Origin of the sequence: Glutamicibacter sp. NPDC087344 (assembly GCF_044744225.1) — a bacterium.
Lineage (GTDB): Bacteria > Actinomycetota > Actinomycetes > Actinomycetales > Micrococcaceae > Glutamicibacter.
In genome coordinates, this window is record NZ_JBIUXY010000006.1 from 201096 (window position 1) to 219325 (window position 18230).

The 18230-nt window shown below is 60.8% G+C and carries 17 protein-coding genes; 13 read left to right on the plus strand and 4 right to left on the minus strand.

Annotation, left to right across the window (positions count from 1 at the left end):
- The first annotated feature begins 188 nt into the window (after positions 1-188).
- The 4 genes from ACIOWL_RS12795 (at position 189) to ACIOWL_RS12810 (ending at position 4805) form a co-directional block, all read left to right on the plus strand.
- Positions 189-1133 (plus strand): zinc-binding dehydrogenase, encoded by a 945-nt coding sequence (locus tag ACIOWL_RS12795; RefSeq protein ID WP_400385570.1) that lies wholly within the window; start codon positions 189-191, stop codon positions 1131-1133.
- Positions 1130-2392: an MFS transporter gene (locus ACIOWL_RS12800; protein ID WP_400385573.1), complete on the plus strand. Its 1263-nt coding sequence runs from the start codon at positions 1130-1132 to the stop codon at positions 2390-2392. Before ACIOWL_RS12795 ends, ACIOWL_RS12800 begins: the two co-directional genes overlap by 4 nt.
- Positions 2389-3426, plus strand: coding sequence for a flavin monoamine oxidase family protein (locus ACIOWL_RS12805; RefSeq protein ID WP_400385575.1), 1038 nt, complete (start codon positions 2389-2391; stop codon positions 3424-3426). Before ACIOWL_RS12800 ends, ACIOWL_RS12805 begins: the two co-directional genes overlap by 4 nt.
- Positions 3427-4244: 818 nt before the next feature.
- Complete coding sequence (locus ACIOWL_RS12810) at positions 4245-4805, plus strand: dihydrofolate reductase family protein (RefSeq protein ID WP_400385576.1); 561 nt, start codon at positions 4245-4247, stop codon at positions 4803-4805.
- An 84-nt stretch (positions 4806-4889) separates the two neighbouring features.
- Here ACIOWL_RS12810 and ACIOWL_RS12815 read toward each other — a convergent pair whose 3' ends face one another.
- Both ACIOWL_RS12815 and ACIOWL_RS12820 read right to left on the minus strand, forming a co-directional pair.
- Entirely contained in the window at positions 4890-5654 is a 765-nt protein-coding gene (locus tag ACIOWL_RS12815; protein ID WP_400385578.1) for a GNAT family N-acetyltransferase, read from the minus strand.
- Positions 5654-7660, minus strand: coding sequence for a M3 family metallopeptidase (locus ACIOWL_RS12820; protein WP_400385581.1), 2007 nt, complete (start codon positions 7658-7660; stop codon positions 5654-5656). Before ACIOWL_RS12820 ends, ACIOWL_RS12815 begins: the two co-directional genes overlap by 1 nt.
- 93 nt (positions 7661-7753) lie before the next feature.
- Between ACIOWL_RS12820 and ACIOWL_RS12825 the strand changes: the two genes are divergently transcribed.
- Positions 7754-8953, plus strand: a complete 1200-nt coding sequence (locus ACIOWL_RS12825; protein ID WP_400385584.1) for a CapA family protein — start codon at positions 7754-7756, stop codon at positions 8951-8953.
- A 15-nt stretch (positions 8954-8968) separates the two neighbouring features.
- On the opposite strand, the gene ACIOWL_RS12830 is transcribed toward ACIOWL_RS12825, so the two are convergent.
- Together ACIOWL_RS12830 and ACIOWL_RS12835 are read right to left on the minus strand one after the other, a co-directional pair.
- On the minus strand, positions 8969-9877 hold the full coding sequence (locus ACIOWL_RS12830; protein WP_400385586.1) for a hypothetical protein: 909 nt from the start codon (positions 9875-9877) through the stop codon (positions 8969-8971).
- Positions 9874-10521, minus strand: a complete 648-nt coding sequence (locus ACIOWL_RS12835; RefSeq protein ID WP_400385589.1) for a DUF6318 family protein — start codon at positions 10519-10521, stop codon at positions 9874-9876. Before ACIOWL_RS12835 ends, ACIOWL_RS12830 begins: the two co-directional genes overlap by 4 nt.
- A 408-nt stretch (positions 10522-10929) precedes the next feature.
- Between ACIOWL_RS12835 and pdxT the strand changes: the two genes are divergently transcribed.
- From pdxT to secF, 8 genes are all read left to right on the plus strand, one after another.
- On the plus strand, positions 10930-11541 hold the full coding sequence (gene pdxT, locus ACIOWL_RS12840; protein ID WP_400385591.1) for a pyridoxal 5'-phosphate synthase glutaminase subunit PdxT: 612 nt from the start codon (positions 10930-10932) through the stop codon (positions 11539-11541).
- A gap of 3 nt (positions 11542-11544) precedes the next feature.
- Positions 11545-12303, plus strand: a complete 759-nt coding sequence (locus ACIOWL_RS12845; protein ID WP_400385593.1) for a YebC/PmpR family DNA-binding transcriptional regulator — start codon at positions 11545-11547, stop codon at positions 12301-12303.
- Positions 12304-12306: 3 nt separating this feature from the next.
- Entirely contained in the window at positions 12307-12906 is a 600-nt protein-coding gene (ruvC, locus tag ACIOWL_RS12850; protein ID WP_400385596.1) for a crossover junction endodeoxyribonuclease RuvC, read from the plus strand.
- An 85-nt stretch (positions 12907-12991) separates the two neighbouring features.
- The gene (gene ruvA, locus ACIOWL_RS12855; RefSeq protein WP_400385598.1) at positions 12992-13612 is read left to right on the plus strand and encodes a Holliday junction branch migration protein RuvA; all 621 of its coding nucleotides are present in this window, start codon (positions 12992-12994) and stop codon (positions 13610-13612) included.
- A 9-nt stretch (positions 13613-13621) separates the two neighbouring features.
- A complete protein-coding gene (ruvB, locus tag ACIOWL_RS12860; protein ID WP_400385600.1) occupies positions 13622-14671 on the plus strand; it encodes a Holliday junction branch migration DNA helicase RuvB in 1050 nt (349 codons plus the stop codon).
- A gap of 184 nt (positions 14672-14855) precedes the next feature.
- Positions 14856-15281, plus strand: coding sequence for a preprotein translocase subunit YajC (gene yajC / locus ACIOWL_RS12865; RefSeq protein WP_400385602.1), 426 nt, complete (start codon positions 14856-14858; stop codon positions 15279-15281).
- Between the two features lie 57 nt (positions 15282-15338).
- Positions 15339-17078 (plus strand): protein translocase subunit SecD, encoded by a 1740-nt coding sequence (gene secD, locus ACIOWL_RS12870; RefSeq protein ID WP_400385605.1) that lies wholly within the window; start codon positions 15339-15341, stop codon positions 17076-17078.
- Positions 17071-18042 carry a protein translocase subunit SecF gene (secF, locus tag ACIOWL_RS12875; protein ID WP_400385608.1) on the plus strand — a complete coding sequence of 324 codons (972 nt, stop codon included), beginning with the start codon at positions 17071-17073 and terminating at the stop codon, positions 18040-18042. The genes secD and secF overlap by 8 nt, the downstream gene beginning before the upstream one ends.
- Positions 18043-18230 lie beyond the last annotated feature (188 nt).

Here is an 18230-nt window from a genome sequence, read left to right on the forward strand (position 1 = left end):
ATGTTATCGCTGGATTCACGGTTGTCATCTACTGCCGACCGGCAAAGACCAGTAACCTGCTCTAGCAAAGCAGTTCTGTACAGAGGGAGATCACAGTGCAAAGCACGGCGACGATGATGCGCGTTCATGCGCCTGGCGGCCCGTTGGCCGCCGACCGAGTAGAGCTTGGTTCGCCACCCGCAGGATGGGTGGCGATCGACGTTATCGCCAGCGGCCTGTGCCACGCCGACCTCGGCACCGCCGCCGCGGAGCATGCCCCGGGACCGGTAACTCCCGGGCATGAAGTCGCTGGCGTGGTCAGTGGGACTGGACCCGGCGTCAAGCGCTGGCGGGCGGGCGACCGCGTGGTGGTGGGGTGGTTTGGAGGCAGCTGCGGTCAGTGCCCTGCTTGCCTTGCCGAAGACGTCGTGCACTGCCCCGAGCGGCGGGTCCCCGGCGTCAGCTACCCGGGCGGCTGGGCCAGCCGGTTCCTCGCTCCGGCCAGCGCACTGGCGCGCATTCCAGACGCCCTGGACTTCGTCGACGCCGCCCCGATGGGCTGCGCTGGCGTTACCGCGTTCAACGCAGTCCGCGGCGCGGATGCACCTGCTGGCGGCAGGATAGCAGTCTTCGGCATCGGAGGGCTGGGGCACCTGGCGATCCAGTTCGCAGCGGCCATGGGCCACGAGGTGACCGCCGTGGCGCGCGGTCCCGAACGGGAGGAAGATTCGATCACCCTGGGCGCTTCCGCGTATATCGACAGCGAGGCCATGCCACCGGGGAAGGCTCTGCGCGCCCTGGGCGGCGTGGACGCCATCATCAGCACGGCCTCGTCGACCGCGCCCGTCGCGGAGCTGATCACGGGACTGCGGCCGCATGGAAGGCTCGTCTTGGTCGGAGTCGATGCCGGCACGCTCGACCTGCCGGTTGCTCCCATGATCATGCACGCGCTGTCCGTAACCGGCCATCTCACAGGCGGCCCGGCTGACACTGAGCAGGCCATGGAATTCGCGGTGAGACACGGCATCCAACCGACCACCCAGACCTTCCCGCTCGCACAAGCGCAGAGTGCACTGCAGGAGCTGCGCGACGGAAGAGCGAGATTCCGCCTCGTGCTGGAGACCGGCCTGGGCGCGACGGGAGAACGACCATGACCTCCCTCAACAGCCTGCGCAGCCAGCAGCGTGGCCGGCTCCAGAAACGCACCTTGTCCGTCCTGGTCATCATGCAGATCATCGGCACGGTCGGCGTCGGCGTTGCACCCTCGATGGGCATCCTCCTCGCCGGCGAAATCACCCAGAATGAGGCCTGGGCAGGGCTCGCCCGCACCGCCAGCACGCTCGGCGCGGCACTCACGGGGGTGCCCCTCGGTGCTCTTGCCGCCCGCCGAGGACGCAGATTCGCGCTTACAAGCGGGTGGTGGATCGCCGCCGCGGGCAGCGCTCTGCTCGTCCTGGCGGCCCAGCGCGGCCTCGTGCTGCCCCTGTTCATCGGCTTATTCCTCATGGGAACCGGCCTTGCCGTCAGCCTCCAGGCCCGTTTCGCCGCCACCGACCTCGCTGATCCGCGCCGCCATGGCCGATCCCTGGCACTGATCGTGTGGGTCGGCACCATCGGCTCGGTCCTCGGCCCCAACCTCGCCGTGCCCGGACGGCTCATCACCGCCGCCACCGGACTGAGCCTTTACGCCAGCGCTTTCCTCATCGCCGCGGTCTGCATGGCGGCCGCAGGGCTGATCTCATTCGCACTGCTGCGCCCGGATCCGCTCCTGGAATCCCAGCGGGATGCGGCGGCGCCGGCCACCGGGCACCGCCAACCGGGTGCCTTCGCGAAGATGACGGCCGAGCTGCGCGTCAACGCGGCGGCCAGGTACGCGGTCTTCGCCATCGTGTCCGCGCAGATCGTGATGGTTGCGATCATGACCATGACTCCGGTTCACATCACCCATCAGGGAGGCTCGGTCGAGATCGTCGGATTGACCATCAGCCTGCACATCCTGGGCATGTACGCCTTCGCGCCCGTGGTCGGCCAGCTCACCGACCGGCTGGGCCACCGCGCCGCCATCCTCATCGGCTTGCTGATCCTGCTTGTCTCCCTTCTCCTCGGAGCGGCCCGCCCGGACGGCACCGGGTGGATCATCGCCTCGCTGATCCTGCTGGGCCTGGGCTGGTCGTTCATCAACGTCGCCGGATCGGCGCTGTTCAGCTCCGTCGTCTCCGCCGAGGCCCGCGCTGCCTCGCAAGGCGGCGTGGACGCCCTGTCCAACCTCTGCGGCGCGACCGCCGCCTTCGCCGCCGGCCCCTTGCTCGCCGCGACGAACTTCCCGTTCCTGTCCATCCTCGCGATTTTCGCCCTGGTCCCGCTCGCGGTCCTGGTCGTGATGCGCTCCCCGCAGCTGGGAGCCAAAGCATGAATGCCGGACAGGAGCCCCGCCGTGTCGACGTGGTTGTCGTTGGAGCAGGAGCTTCCGGTCTTGCCGCCGCCGGTTCGCTGGCCCAGGCAGGGCTGGACGTCATCGTGCTCGAAGCGCGGGATCGTGTAGGAGGGCGAGCCCGATCACTGCAGGTTGACGGGGGAGTGATCGACCTTGGGGCCACGTGGTTCTGGGCCAACGAGCCCCGCGTCCAAGCGCTGGCCGAGCAGCTGAACCAGCGCACGTTCTGGCAGCATCTGGATGGCGACGCGATGTACGAGGGCACGCAGGTCAATCGTCTGGACGGCAACCCCGTCGATGCCCCGGCGTCGCGATTCGCCGCCGGTGCGCAGGGAATGCTGGAAGGGCTGGCCCGCCGCCTGCCACAGGGAATGATCCATTTGGGCGAGCCCGCCACGTCGATCACCGTCGACGCGGACGGTGCTTCCGTGAGCACCGCCCTGGGCGGCTACCGGTGCGAGCAGGTGGTCTTGGCGGTGCCTCCGGCGCTGGCCGCGCAGCGGATCGCGGAAAGCACCGCAGTGTGGATGGGCGGCGTCGTGAAGGCCGTCGCCGTCTACGACCGGCCGTTCTGGCGGGCGGCCGGACTCTCCGGTTCCGCCATCAGCCGCGTTGGCCCCTTCCGCGAGTTCCACGATCACAGCGGCCCCGAGGGGAGCCCGGCGGCGATCTTCGCCTTCACGCCGGCGGCCGGACTTCCGCAGCGAGACCGCCAGGGCATCGCCACCGCCTTCCGCGAACAGCTCACGAGGCTCTTCGGCCCTGATGCCGCCCACCCGCAAGGAATCCATGCCGTTGACTGGAGCTCCGAGCGATTCACCCAGCCCACGGGAATTGCCCCAGCCGATACGAGCAGCTTCGGCCACGCCGCCTACTCCCAGCCTGTCCATGGCCGGATCCATTGGGCATCCACGGAGACGGCTCCTGCCTTCGCCGGCCACCTCGAGGGCGCGCTGCTGGCAGGGCTCCGTGCCGCTGAGGCCATCAGAGCCCCAGTCCCGGCCAAACCCTGACCGACCTGTTCGAAGAGCGCGACCGAGCGATGGCTTGCTTCGAGGTCCGCTAACTGCCACCGGCCAGCTATCGTTGCACCACGTGATCTGGAAAGGCTCGGAACACAATTTCGAACGCATCGACTGCGACTGGAAGGAACACCGAATCTGAGGGTTAACAAGACGACGGCCAGCGCCTGCACGGTAAACCCGGTTTTACAAGAGATCAATCGACGCGGTGTCGATCGATGCTGGAGCGGCTGTGGCGCGTGACCACGGTGCTACGTGCCCAGCGTTCGTTGTGAGTGGGGCGTTGGGGTATTGGAGTCGGTAGGCCGCCTCGCCCTTCACGCAAAGGTTCTGGTTGGCCATTCCTGATATCAGCCAAGGGTCAACGTGCCATATCCCGGTCTGATCTCGCACGAAGGGTTCAGCGCAAGCCGCTCGAAGGTCCCGTATCTTCCGCGGTGCACCGACTTAGAGCGGGCTTGCCAGGTTTGCGAGGTATGGCCTGCACAGGTACTGACTGCCAAGGAGCTTCCGAACAGGTAGGTGGTCAAGGCCGTTTAAAGGGTGCGCCATTCAGGAGCTCAGGGAACACTTAAACGTCAATGACCATGCTTCTCAAAACGACAGACTCACCCGCGGCGGATCATATTTGCTGCAGCGTTTACCCTCCATCAGGGTATCTTCGCGAAACTGTTGAAGATGCGGCGGTTCCTCACCCGTGCATTCGGTGAATCCGATCTCTCCGGCACCAACCCGCGAACCAAAACACTGCAAATCTCAATCCCAAATCACCAACGATAAATGGAGGACAGGATCATTACACTAGCCCCATGGGCAAAATAGTTTTTGATGCGGCAGTCACGCTCAACGGTTTCCTGGCAGATGAAAATCACAGCCTGCAATGGCTGTTTGAGATCGACGGTGGTGACGACCCAGACCCGGATTTACTCCCCAGCGAGGTGAAGGTGAACGTCGAGGGAGCCAATACGTACCTCTGGGTCCTCGAACACGAAAACTTCATGGAGGACCCAAGCAAATGGCAAACCTACTACGGGGATCAAATAACGTACGTCTTCACTCATCGTGACCTGCCGATCCCCGACGGCGCCGATGTCCGGCTGGTCCAAGGGACCGTAGAACAGCACCTGACGGAAATCCGCGAGGCCGCGGCCGGTGGGAACATTTGGGTGCTGGGCGGTGGCGAGCTGCTCGGACAATTTCTCGATATCGATGCACTCGACGAATTGGCGTTGACCATCGCCCCGGCAACTGTTGCCAGCGGGGCACCAATTCTGCCGCGCGCCATCGGCAGTGATCGACTCAAACTTGTCGAAGCCCGACACAGCGGACCGTTCGCAAGGCTGAGATACGAGGTCCTCAAACAAAACTGAGACATGCATTGGGCTTAAAAGCATAGATGGCGGAATCTGTGTTTCGATCCCGCCATCTAAGCGAATGCCAATGGCAGTCCAGGCTCAAGCCCAGGAGCGCAAGACCATATGCCGCCCGCGGCCGAGCAATTTCAATCCGTTAGCGGTGAAGAAGTCAGCGCTTGAAGGTGTGGCCGCCGCCAGAAGTTCTGTCGGTTCCTCTTCCTCCGCCGGGGTCAGCGGGTTGAGCATTGAACGGGAGAGTCCGTGCAGCAGTGCGGTGCCAACACCTTGACGCCGGAAGTCGCTACCGACCGCAAGGGCATGGATCATCAGCTGGCCGCCAAGGCCCTGCTGTGCAAAACCGCGACCGACGATGTTTCCTTCCTCGGTGCGGGCCACCGCGTGCTCCACCCGGCGCAGCGCCGGATGACCACTGGAAAGCTGGGGCGCGGCGTCGCGCCACAGGTTCGTGACCGCCAGTTCGGCCCCATCTGCGCCGGTAGCCTCAGGAACATTGTTCCCCAGACGGATTTTTCCGTCCCAGCGGTCCATTGGGATGGACAGCGGGCCTGCATGCCAGGAAACCTGTGCATTGTCGCTAAACCCGGCCGCTTTAAGCTGCGAGGCGTCCGCACCCGAATTCACCCAAGCTTCCACACGACGCGCGCCCAGCCGCATGCCTTCGGCCAGTGCAGGGCGAAGCCCCGCTGGTTCCGGGCTTTCCGGGAAAAGCAACACCAGGCGTCGGCGTACCGGCTGCCAGGCCCACGAACAACCGTGGGTGGTAAAAATCTTGCCGCCAGTGGCAACGGCCAGCGCCTGATGCCAGTGGCTCAACGCTTCCTGTGCGGAGGCAATCGTCGTCATTATTCTGCGTTCACCAATCCTCGACGGCGCAGCAGCGGGTCAACCTCTGCATTACGTCCGCGGAACAATCTGTAGGATTCCAAGGGATCGCGCGTATTGCCGCGCGACAGCAGCTCCTCACGGAACCGATTACCATTTTCGCGCATTAAGCCGCCGTTTTCCGCGAACCACTGCACAGTGTCGGCATCAAGCACCTCACTCCAGATGTAGGAGTAGTAGCCAGCCGAATAACCATTGGCAAAAATGTGCTGGAAGTAACCGGTACGGTAACGTGGTGCGATCAACTGCGGATCGAATCCCGCGGAGAGCAAAACTTGCTGCTCAAATTCTTCTGGATTCTCGATGACTGTTCCGGCATCAATGGTGTGCCACGCCCAGTCCAGAACGCTGGCCGCCAGATATTCGGTGGTTGCGAATCCCTGCCCCCACAGCTCAGCTGCCCGCAAGTTTTCAAGTACCGCCGGTTCCAGTGGTTCGTTGGTCACAAAATGCTTGGCGTACCCTGATACGACGTCCTGGTGCAGCGCCCACATCTCATTGACCTGCGAGGGGAACTCGACAAAGTCCCGAGGCACGGAAGTTCCTGCCAACGATGCGTACTTCCCGCTGGCGAACATTCCATGCAGCGCGTGGCCGAACTCGTGGAAAAGCGTATTGGTCTCATCCAACGTCAGCAGGATCGGTTGGCCGGCGACAGGAGGAGCGACATTTAACGTGTTGGTGACGATCGGTCGCTCGTTCAGGAACGAGGCACCGTCGCGCAAGGTGGTCATCCAGGCCCCGCCCTTCTTGGTAGCTCGCGCCAGGAAGTCACCCGAGTACAGCGCCAGCCCACTGCCATCAGCATCAATAACCTCCCAGACCCGGACATCGGGGTGGTAGGTCGGCAGGTCGAAACGCTCCGTGAAGGTGATTCCATATAACCGCGTCGCGGTAGCGAACACACCGTCGACCAGAACTCGCTCAAGTTCAAAATAGTCGCGCACGGCATTTGTATCGACCGAATACTTCTCCCGCAGCACCTTCTCGGAATAGAAGCGCCAGTCCCACGCATTGATCGGCCCGCCAGCGATTGCCGAAAGCGTTTCAGCCTCGGCATTTGCGTTGCGTATGGCAGGGGCGCTGAGTTCCGCCAATCGCTGGCCCACGGCAGCCGTGTCCGGCGCAGTTGCCTTGGCCAAAACAGTTTCAGCGTGATTGGCGAAACCGAGCACGGATGCCCGCTCCGCACGCAGACTGGCCATTTCGGCAGCCAACCCCAAGGTTGAATCCAGTCCACGCGACAACGAAGCTTCGTGTACCAGCCGACGGGAATCCGAACGAGTTAGTTGGGCCAGCACAGGCTGCTGCGAGGGGGAGACCAGCGGCAGCAGGAATCCTTCCGAATGCCCCGCATCCAAAGCCGCCTTGGCTGCCGAGGCAATCGCCGCCTCACTCAGCCCCTCAAGCTCGCCGGCATCAGCGAAGTACACCGCGTGTGCATTTTGGTTTTCCAGCGCCAGATTTGAAAACTGGCTTGAGAGCTCTGAGATCCGCTCATTCAGTTCTGAAAGCTTGCCCTTGGCTTCGGCGTCCAGAGCGGCACCGGCCAGTTCGAACTCTTTCAGGGTGTGTTCCGCTAGGCGGGCATCCTCACCCTCAAGCGATGAAACATCTAAACCTTGTAAACGGGAATACAAGGTTTCATTTAGGTAGATAGCGTCTTCTTGCCGGGTCATAATGCCCGACATCTCACTCTGAATCGTTCGCAAGTCCTCCGTACCGTGAGCCGAAAGCACGGTGAAAAACGTCATCATGGTTCGGCGTAGCACTTGACCTGAAGCTTCGAGCGCGAGCACCGTATTTTCGAAAGTAGCCGGCGCAGTATTGGTTGCGATCGATTCGATCTCTTCTAGCTGCAGGGCCGCACCGCGGCGGGCCGCGTCTACGTAGTGCTCGGCAACAAGCGTCTGGAAGTCAGGCCATTGATACGGATTTTCACTGGGAGAAAGGAGCGGATTAGGCATAGATCAAGGTTCCCACAGCCATGTGGACGCATATTGCATTGACGTCATCCGCTCGCCACAGGCGAACTGCCGTTCACCGGTAAGCTGTGGCATATGAACGCACTCTCGACGGCCCGACGCGCACAGCTGACCGCATCAATTCTGATTTCCGGTCTACTCGTTTCGGGATGCAGTGCCGCTCCGAATGACCAGTCGGACCTCTCGGCATCGCCGGAACCACTTTCAACGTCTCAGGTGGAATCGTCACAAGGCACACCCGAAGCAACGGTCGACGACGAATCACAAGAGTTTTCGCTCATGGTGACGGGCGATGTTTTACTGCATCCGCAGTTACTCAGCGAAGCAGAAACTGCAGCCAACCGGTCCGATGGAAACGGCAAGGATTTCGACTTTCAGCCACTTCTCGCCGGGCTCAAACCATATGTAGAGGATGCGGATATCGCCCTGTGCAATCTGGAGACACCGATTGGGGTTCCACCATATTCCGGGTATCCGCTGTTCACCGTTCCCGCGCAAATCGTTTCCGACCTCGCGGATGTTGGTTATGACGGCTGTACAACCGCCACAAACCACACGGTGGATGCAGGCACCAAAGGTGTGATCCGTACCCTAGACACGCTCGAAGCAAACGACATGTTTTCAACCGGCAGCTACCGGACCAAAGCTGATTCTGAGAGCGCACCGATCGTGGAAGCTGAAGGGGTGAAACTTGGCGTCATAGCCTCGACCTACTCGTTGAATGGCATGAGTGCCGACACTGACTGGCGCGTGGACACCGGAGTGAACGCCAAGAACCTCATAAAACGCGCCAAGTCTGCGAGAGCCGACGGTGCCGACGTAGTTGTTGCAGCGATCCACGACGGGGCCGAATACACCAGCGCACCAACGCAGTCCCAACGTACGCTAGGGCAATCACTAGCCGAATCAGGTGAATTCGATTTCATCTACATGCACCACACGCACTCCGTCCTGCCAATCGAAAAATACAAAGGCACGTGGATTGTGTATGGCCTCGGGAACTCCGTGGCGAAACATGCGACCCCCACCATCTTGAATCGAGAGGGGATTAGTGTGAAGGCTACATTCACCATGGACGACAACGAATGGGAAGTCTCAGACCTTCAATGGGTTCCGCACCAGCTAAGTTCAGCGCCGGTAGCTTGGTGTCAGGTCGAAACGACCAAAACCTGCGTTCCCGAGGATGATGCCAAGGCCTCGCTAAAACGAACCCTGAAAACGGTCGACGCCTACGGCGCAATCGAAGATGGACTAAACGAGTGGACCTTGCCGTAGCCCGTACTGATTCATCTAGTCGTTGGCAATCAGCTCCTTCTTCGTTCGCCAGACGTCCATCGTTATTGGGTCACTCGGAACTGCAGCTTGGCCACCAATCGTTTGCCATGGACCATTTCCGACTCGGAACTCACCTCGGTATATTGTCGTCACTGTAACTGTGAAAGTCCCAGTCTCGGTATAGGAATGGCTTGTTGATGTCTCATCATGCAAGGTGTGTCCCACAACTGGATCACCAGGAAAATCTAGATTGGCGGTAACTCCGTCACCGTAATTCCAACGCCACTCTACAGGAATAGCTTTAATGGTTACTGGAGAGCCATCGATGTTGTCACTGAACGTCTGATCATTTGCATCAGCCCACATATGACTATGCCCATTTCGAAGCGAAAACTGGTATGGATCGCTATGTAACTCTGAACCTAATATAGGAAATCTTCTAAAATGTTCTGGCGTAACAATTACTTCTCTAACAACGTCGTCTGGGACATCAACGTCATCCTCTGGACAAACCAGACGTGAACTAAATATTTGTCCTTCATTCTCTCCTTCAGAATATCTTATAATCATGAGGTAAGGTATTGTTCCGTCATCGCACCGACGAGCATCCGGATTGCTGTCACAACCATTCGCGTTCTCTAACCCGATGGGGCAGGAATTATCATACTCAATCCTAAACTTAGGCCTTGTCTCACGATCTACGATGCGATCAAACTCAGGAGAATCAGTAATCTGCTGCAACTTGCTAAGGCAATCTTTTCGAAGAGACTCTCCGAAATTCTTGGTGAAGTTAACGTCATACACGGATTCAGGACATATTTCTTTTAATCCCGAGGGCACGGAATCTGGCATTGATATTCCGGGCAGTACTACCATCAAGGCAACTAGGCAAGCGCGAAGAGGAAGGACTGAAATAGTAGTCATTGCTGCTCATTAATTGAGATAGAATCAACTACCCACGAGTCAGTGAATTTCAGTAGCGCAACTGCGTGCGTTTCAATCTCGTCGCTCGGACTCTCATCTGCTAGCACTCCAGATTCCGTATATAGTTCAATTGGCTGCCGGCGCATCGAGAATCCTAATAACGCAGTTTTTCCATCTACCTTGGATGAGTAGACTCTATATTCATATTGCCCTCCGACCTGCCAGCCTCCCTGCGCGCCGTTAAACTCTATTCCTTGAATTATATTCTCGAAGCATAGCTGGCAATTATTTGATGTCAAGTTTTTTAGCGGATCGGCGTTGTAACTTTCAAATGAGAAATTCATTATATTTAGATAGTGTTTCAAAAATGCTATAGACCCAGATTCTGAATTTTCTTTGGCCAACGCTGGCATCTCTGGAACCGGAACATTTTTGGCAGGACCATCCGCCGTTGCCGGTTCGTATTTTTCCGTCTCGCTTGGTGTCGGGCTTTGTGTTGCAGTCGGAGTCGGGCTTCCTGAGGAAGTTCCTTGGCTTTCAGTTGGCGTCGCAGAGGGCGGATCGGCAGGGCTCGACTCGCATGCCACGAGGGCGATGGAGCTGGCCGCGATCAGCGCTACACATGCAATTTTCCGAGTGCTCATAAGAACTCTCCGTAATCACTTGGATGCCGTAGTGAGCGCCATCCTATGCCCGAGTTCCAAATATTGGGAGAGTTATTTTCAAATCTGTGGATAAGTTGCGACGAGCGGAAACGCCATGATGGCGCGAGAAAAGAAGAAACCGGGTCGCAACTGCAGGGATGACAAGGCAGTTACGGATGCGAGTAACCCCGCTTCACCGAAAGCCGCCTAAAAATCCAGCGCACGCCATTTAGGCCAGCTACATGGCAGACAAGTCCACGACACACCCTGTAACAAACCCAAGGCCTGATGCTCGCGAGGAATAACGTTGATCCGGCGCTTGCTGAATCGCAAGCATCCCACCCCAAAGGATTCCGTGGCGAGCACGTCGAGTCCGCGGGGGATCGATTCAATTGTGAAGGTAGAACTATGCCTCTATTTGGCGTCCTCGCCCTGCAAGGTGATTTCCGCGAGCATCTAGCGTCGTTAACCGAGCTAGGTGAAGTAGCCGTTCCTGTACGCACGGTAGCGGATCTTGAGCGCATAGACGCCTTAATCATCCCGGGCGGCGAATCTTCTGTGATCGATCGCCTGTCGCGGAACTATGGACTCGCTCAGCCAATCCGACAGCGAATCGCAGACGGCATGCCGGCCTACGGCTCCTGCGCCGGCATGATCATGCTAGCCGACCGCCTGGAGAACCCTGCGGTCGCCAGCAACGGCGCGGTGCAACAAACCTTTGGCGGCATCGACATGACGGTGCGCCGCAACGCCTTCGGGCGTCAGGTCGACTCGTTTGAGAACCACCTTGATTTCAACGGCATCAACCTTGAAGCGGTGTTTATTCGGGCACCCGAAGCCGTGCAAGTTGGCGACGGTGTTGAAGTGATCAGCACGGTACCCGGGGCGGATGCCGCGTCACAAGGTAGAATCGTTGCAGTACGTCAGGGAAATCTATTGGCAACCAGCTTTCATCCGGAAGTATCCGGAAGCGCTGCCATTCATGAATTCTTTATCAAAATCACGCGAGGAGACGCTTAAAGCATGTCAGGCCACTCCAAATGGGCAACAACCAAGCACAAGAAGGCAGCCATCGACGCCAAGCGCGCCAAGGCCTTCGCGAAATTCATTAAGGGCATCGAAGTAGCAGCCCGCGCCGGCGGCGCCGATCTGTCGGGTAACCCTGCTCTTGAACTTGCGGTGAGCAAGGCCAAGAAAAACTCTGTGCCGATCAATAACATCGACCGAGCCGTCAAGCGCGGCGCTGGTCTGACCGGTGAAGTCATCGACTACACCGAGATCATCTACGAAGCACGCGGCCCGCAGGGTTCCGCGCTGTTGATTGAGTGCCTTACCGACAACAAGAACCGTGCCGCATCCGAGGTACGTGTTGGCATCACCCGCAATGGCGGATCGATTGCCGATCCCGGTTCGGTCAGCTACCTCTTCGCCCGCAAGGGTGTTGTCCGCCTGCCCAAGGGCGAACTGACCGAAGACGACCTGTTGATGGTGGTTCTGGACGCCGGCGCCGACGAGATTCTGGATGAAGATGAGAACTTCGCCATTGTCTGCGAGCCAAGCGACCTGCGTGCAGTAGCTTCGGCGCTGGACGAGGCGGACATCGCCTACGAGTCCGACGAAATGGAATTCCTGCCTTCCATGAAGGTGGACCTGGACGTCGACGGCGCCCGCAAGTTCCTCAAGCTCTTTGAAGCACTCGAAGAACTGGATGACGTGCAGAACGTCTACACCAATGCCGATCTGTCCGACGAGGTTCGCGCCGCGCTGGACGAGGAGAACTAAGGCTTGCCCCTTAGAGTCGTGGGCGTCGACCCCGGCCTGACCCGTTGCGGGCTGGCCGTGGTCGACGTTTCTGCAAATCGCCAAGTTTCACTGGTTGACGTCACGGTCGCCGGAACTGCTCCGGGCACCCCCTTGGATGCCAGGTTGCTGAGTATCGCTAACGCGATCGATTCCTGGCTGGACACCCACAAACCGGATGTTTTGGCCCTTGAGCGCGTTTTCGCTCAGGTGAACGTTTCCACCGTCATTGGTACCGCGCAGGTCACCGGGGTGGTTATCACCGCGGCGGCGCGCCGTGGAATCCCCGTCGCACTGCACACCCCCACAGAAGTGAAAGCGGCGGTCACCGGCTCCGGGCAGGCCTCCAAGGCGGCCATCGGCAAGATGGTCGCCAAGATCTGCCGGCTGGATGAACCACCCAAACCCGCCGATGCGGCCGATGCCGTCGCCTTGGCGATTGCTCATGCGTGGCGCGGTGCGGCGGCAGGGTCAAATGCGTCGGCCTCCGCCGCCAGTGCCGCCGGTTCCCAGCAGCTCACCGCTGCGCAACGGGCCTGGATTGCCGCCGAGGCCTCCGCCAAACACCGCGCGGCGCGCCGCTAAGACTCACCGATGGTGCGCGAGCATCGCGCTTCGTAGGTATCTTCGATAAACTGGGTGGGATCGAACATATATCCCAAGGAGTGGCATGATCAGCTCATTGACCGGCACCGTCCAAGCGGTGACCCTGAACACCGCCGTGCTCAACGTAAACGGCTTTGGCATGTTGGTCAACGCCACCCCCGGCACACTGTCCACCCTGCATCAGGGGCGCGAGGCCACCGTGCACACTTCCATGGTGGTCCGCGAAGATTCGATGACCCTTTTCGGTTTCGCCTCTACCGATGAACGCGACGTTTTCGAGGTACTCATCGGGGTGTCCGGCATCGGCCCGCGCACCGGACTGGCGATCCTCGCCGTGCACACCCCGGAAGAGGTGCGCATCGCCGCCAACACCAAAGACACCGCCGCCTTCACCAAGGTCTCGGGTATCGGCCCGAAAGGCGCCAGCCGCATCGTGCTGGAGCTCAACGGCAAGCTGGTTCCCACCGGCGCGCCGGTTACATCCGCCGCGGCGGCCGGTGCCAGCGCTACCTGGGAGCCGCAGGTCATCGAGGCGCTCACCGGGCTCGGGTGGACCGAGAAGGATGCCACGGCAACCCTCAAGGCCTTGTCCAAGGCGGATCCCGAGGTGGTTTCCACCGGCAATGTCGCCGACATTCTCCGTGCGGCGCTGCGCAGCATGTCCAGCGCCAACCGTGCCCGATAGGATGAACCCGTGTCTAATTCCCAACCGCTGACCAACGCCGGAAGCGAACCCGAAGAGCGTGTGCTCGAAGCCGCGCTGCGCCCCCGCAACCTGGATGATTTTGTCGGCCAGGCCCGGGTTCGCCAGCAGCTCTCGCTGGTGCTGGAAGCGGCGAAGATCCGTGAACGCAGCGCCGATCATATGCTGCTCTCCGGTCCGCCGGGGCTGGGAAAAACCACCCTGTCGATGATCATTGCCGCGGAAATGAACGCTCCGTTGCGTATCTCATCCGGTCCGGCCATCCAGCACGCTGGCGACCTGGCGGCCATCCTGTCTTCGTTGACCGAAGGGGAGGTCCTGTTCCTGGATGAAATCCACCGGATGTCCCGCCCGGCCGAAGAAATGCTCTACATGGCCATGGAGGATTTCCGGGTGGACATCATCGTGGGCAAGGGTGCCGGCGCCACCGCGATCCCGTTGGAACTGCCGCCGTTCACCCTGGTCGGAGCCACCACCCGAGCCGGTTTGCTTCCCGGCCCGCTGCGCGACCGTTTCGGATTCACCGGCCACCTGGAGTTCTACACCGTTGAAGAACTTGAATTGGTGCTGCGCCGCTCGGCCATGATGCTGGACCTGCGGGTCACCTCCGCGGCGTTCACCGAAATCGCCGGACGCTCGCGTGGCACCCCGCGTATCGCCAACCGGCTGCTGCGCCGTGTGCGCGACTGGGCGCTGGTGCACAAACTTGAAGAGATCGACGCCCAGTCCGCCGCCGCGGCCCTGGACATGTACGAGGTGGATGCCAGGGGGCTGGACCGGCTGGATCGCTCGGTGCTCGAAGCACTCTGCCTCAAATTCGGCGGGGGACCGGTGGGCCTGTCCACCCTGGCCATTGCGGTGGGGGAGGAAACCGAAACCGTGGAAACCGTTGCCGAACCGTACTTGGTCCGCGAAGGCCTGATGGGACGCACCCCGCGTGGGCGTATTGCCATGCCTGCCGCCTGGCAGCACCTTGGCCTGGCAATGCCCAAGGATGCAATTTTTGCCAGCGCACAAAGCTATGAATCCGATGAGGATTAGGCCAGCATCGCTTCACCCGTCGCGTAAATGGTACGCCAGTAGTCGCGCACCCATTAGACTATAGACGCCTGACCTATACCCTTTTTCGGGTCTGGGTGGGGCGTCTATGCTGTTTTGCGCGTCGATGACGCTGGCAGCATCCCGAACTTTAGCATTCGCAACGAATCGTTAGCAGGTAATTTACGTGAACTCTCTGGTGATCGCCCAGGCCGGTGGCGGCGGCTTCAACCCCTCGATGATCTTGATGGTCGCACTGTTCGCAGTGTTGATCTTCATGATGTTCCGTGGACGCAAGAAGCAGGCAGCCCAGCAGGAAAAGTTGAAGGACAACACCGTGCCAGGCGCCAAGGTGATGACCAACTCGGGCATCTTCGGCACCGTGGTGGGCATCGATGAAGAAGACCGCGTGCTGGTTGAGGTCGCCAACGGCGTGGTGCTGACCCTGCACCGCCAGGCCATCTCCACCTTCGTGGACAAGGACGCCACCGCGGCAACTGCTCCTGCCGAAGTTGAGGCCGAAACCACTGCTGCTCCAACCAGCTCGGTAGAGACCCCCGAGGAAACCCTTCGTCGCCTGAACGACGAAGGCAAGGACGAGCGCAACGCCTAAACCAGGCAGAATCGTGGCGGCCCGCCTCGGGTTCGCCTAGACCAGAAAGCACATTAGATGTCATCAATTAGACCTGAGAAGCAGGCACGCAAGGCCTTGCTGTGGCTGCTGGTGGTCTTCCTCATCGCCTCCGGCGTGCTGGTGGGCGGCGTGCTCGGCGGCAAAACGGCCTTCGCGCCAAAGCTTGCCCTCGACCTGGAAGGCGGCACCCAGATGATCCTGGCGCCGCGTGTCCAGGGCGACGAGTCGATCAGCCAGGAACAACTTGACCAAGCGGTGGAAATTATCCGCCAGCGTGTGGACGGTGCCGGTGTGACCGAATCCGAAATCACCACCCAGTCCGGACGCAACGTTGTGGTCTCGATGCCCGGTGTCCCAACCCAGGAGACCCGCGACCTGATCCAGGCCTCGGCGAACATGGAATTCCGCCCGGTGCTGATCACCGGCGCGTTTGCCGCGACACCCGAAGCCGACCGCACCCCGGACGCGGACATTCCCAAACCATCCGGCGAGCCGGAGAACCCTTCGGACACCAACTGGATCTCCACCGATCTCTACAAGCAGTTCGAGGCCTACGATTGCCCCACCGAGCTTCTCGAGGCCAGCACCACCACCCATGATCCGGCCCAGCCGATGATCTCGTGTGATGTGCGTATGGGTGTGAAGTACATCCTGGGACCGCAGGAAATCCCCGGCGACCAGATTTCCGACGCCTACGCCCAGCTGGCGCGCGGGGTGAACGGTTCGGTCACCGGCGAATGGGTTGTGGTCATCGAATTCGATGCGCAGGGAACCAAGACCTTCGCAGCCACCACCCAGCGCCTGATCTCGCTGACCGGTTCGCAAAACCAGTTCGCGATCGTGCTTGATGGCAACACCATCTCCGCTCCAACCACCAACGCCGTGATCTCCGACGGCCGCCCGCAGATTTCCGGCGGCTTCACCCAGGAGACCAGCCAGGCGCTGGCCGAGCAGCTCAAGTACGGCGCCCTGCCGATCAGCTTCGACATCCAGTCCGAGCAGCAGGTTTCTGCCACCCTCGGTGCCGACCAGCTCAAGGCCGGTCTGATCGCCGGCATTATCGGCCTGGTCGCGGTGTTCATCTACTCGCTCTTCCAGTACCGCGCCCTGGGCCTGGTGACCATCGCCTCGCTGCTGGTTTCCGGTGTGCTCACCTACCTGGCGCTGGTGCTGCTTGGCTGGGGCATGAACTACCGCCTCTCGCTGGCCGGTGTGGCCGGCTTGATCGTTGCCATCGGCCTGATCGCCGACTCGTTCATCGTCTACTTCGAACGCGTCAGGGACGAGCTGCGCAACGGCCGTCCGCTGGCAAGCGCCGTGGCCGTGGGCTGGAAGCGTGCCGAACGCACCATCTTGGCCTCCAAGGCAGTGAACGTGCTGGCCGCTGTGGTGCTGTATATCGTCGCCGTCGGCAACGTGCGAGGCTTCGCCTTCACCCTGGGCCTGACCGCGATCATCGACCTCGTGGTGGTGTACGGAATGACCCACCCGACGTTGGTGCTGCTGGCGCGCACCAAGTTCTTCGCCAACGGACACCGCCTCTCCGGCCTGGATCCGTCGTTGCTCGGTGTTGAACCGCTGTACCAGGGCGCTGGCAAGATCCGCAGCTTCACCGCCAATGCGGAAGAAAACCGCGGCAAGAAGCACCAGCGGGCCGGCGCGGAAGCCGCCAAGCGGATGACCATCGCCGAACGCCGACGTGCCGAGGCGCACGCCGCCTCAGGCGCCAAGGCGAGCGACGCGAATCGCTCGTCCCAGGAGGAGAAGAATGAATAAGCTGGTCACGTGGGGCAACGAGCTCTACACGGGCAAACGCTCCTACCCGTTCACCTCCAAGCGCCGGCTGTGGTTCTCCATCGCCGCGGTGCTGGTGGTTCTCTCGATCCTGGTTCCGGTTGTCAAGGGCGGATTCAACCTCGGCATCGACTTCCGCGGCGGCTCCGAATTCATGGTGTCCAACACCACCCACACCGAGCAGAACATCGGTCAGGACGCAGTGAAGGCGGTCGCCCCGGAAGCCGAGGCGACTGTCACCAACATCGCCCCCGGCACCATGCGCATCCAGACGGAGTTGCTCACCGATGACCAGACCCTGGCCATCGCCAAGGACCTGGCCGCCGGATACGGTGTGAGCACCGATGAGGTCACCAGCAACTTCATCGGCCCGACGTGGGGACAGGACGTCTCCCGACAGGCCCTGGTCGGCCTGCTGGTGTTCATCGTGCTGGTGGGGTTGCTCATGGCAGCGTACTTCCGCACCTGGAAGATGTCGCTCGCGGCGATCATCGGCTTAATTACGGTGATCATCGTGACGGCGGGCGTCTACTCGCTCTCCGGCTTCGAGATCACTCCCAGCGCGATCATCGGCTTCCTGACGATCCTGAGCTACTCGCTGTACGACACCGTGGTGGTGTTCGACAAGGTCCGCGAGAACACCAAGGACTTCGCCCAGGGCTCGGAGCGCACCTTCGAGCAGCAGGTGAACCTCGCCGTGAACCAGACCCTGGTGCGTTCGATCAACACCTCCGTGGTGGCGGTCCTGCCGGTCGCCTCGATCCTGTTCATCGGCTCCTACATGCTCGGCGCCGGCACCCTGAAGGACCTGTCGCTGGCGTTGTTCGTCGGCATCATCGTCTCGGCGTTGTCCACCCTCTTCGTCCAGGCGCCGCTGTACTACTGGCTGCGCCGCAACGACACCGAGGTGGTAGCGCACACCAAGAAGCTGCAGGCCGCGGCCTAAAGCCGCCGCAGGCACCGCGCAGCAAGATCATCGGCATCCGTCACACCCGTGGCGGGTGCCGCTGATCGTTAACCATGACGCCGCTGAATTAGTAGACACCGGCTTCACGTGCTATAACGAATAAACTGGAGAACGTGTTTTTACTGGTAGCCGCGGCACCCCTCGCGGCGGCACAGATCTCGACCGAA